This window comes from Peribacillus frigoritolerans, assembly GCF_004358755.1.
Lineage (GTDB): Bacteria > Bacillota > Bacilli > Bacillales > Bacillaceae > Bacillus_P.
In genome coordinates, this window is the sequence record NZ_SMZY01000017.1 from 1 (window position 1) to 759 (window position 759).

General features: G+C 46.4%; 1 protein-coding gene. It reads right to left on the reverse strand.

Going from position 1 to position 759, the window contains the following annotated elements; genetic code table 11:
• Positions 1-759, reverse strand: a 759-nt coding sequence (locus E2R53_RS22900) for a S8 family serine peptidase (RefSeq protein WP_165971075.1), incomplete at both ends; no start/stop codon positions are given.

Consider the following 759-nt stretch of genomic DNA (forward strand, 5'->3'; position numbering starts at 1 on the left):
GCCACTCCGGTACGCGTGCCTGTTTCCGGGTCATAACCAACCATGGTCCCTGTCACATGTGTACCATGTCCATGTAAATCAATTGGAGCAGGACTATCCCCAACCAAGTCCAGCCAATTGAAGGTGTGTGTAAAAGTGCCGTCCGCATTGAGTCCTCGGTATTGCTTCTTAAGCGACGGGTGGTTTACGTCTACCCCAGTATCAAGCGTTGCGATCACGACGCCCGATCCATCCAGCCCTTTTTCCCATGCTTTTTTTGCCTGAATTTTTTCCAGGTTCCAAGGTAGCTCATTTTTTACTTTTTGGACTTCAGATGTCTTCGGTTTCGGCAAAGCGTGCCGTTCGTTTAGGTAAATATGGCTGACTTCCGGAAAGGCGGCAATTTCCTGCAAAACTTCTTTTGTGGATGTAAACGAAACCGCATTTACGATGTAGTAAGATTGATCATCCTTCAGTTTGCCTTCCGCTTTCTTTTGACGGATAAAATTCTTGATATGATCCTGTGTTTGTTCAGCATTCGTTTGTAGTCCTGACACGACAGTTGAACGGACGCGGAGTTTCTCTTGATAACGGGTAGCCTTCACTTTCTTAGCCTCTTCCCGAGCTTGATTAGCGATTTGTCCAACATCCGCTTGTTTTTTTAACTCGACAATCACATTCGTGTACTTGTTTTTTTCAAAGGCCTGTATGACCTTCGGGTCCATCTTCCCTTCCATTGGGGTTGGATTCGATCCTCCGTTTTGAACCGCACCGCCTTTT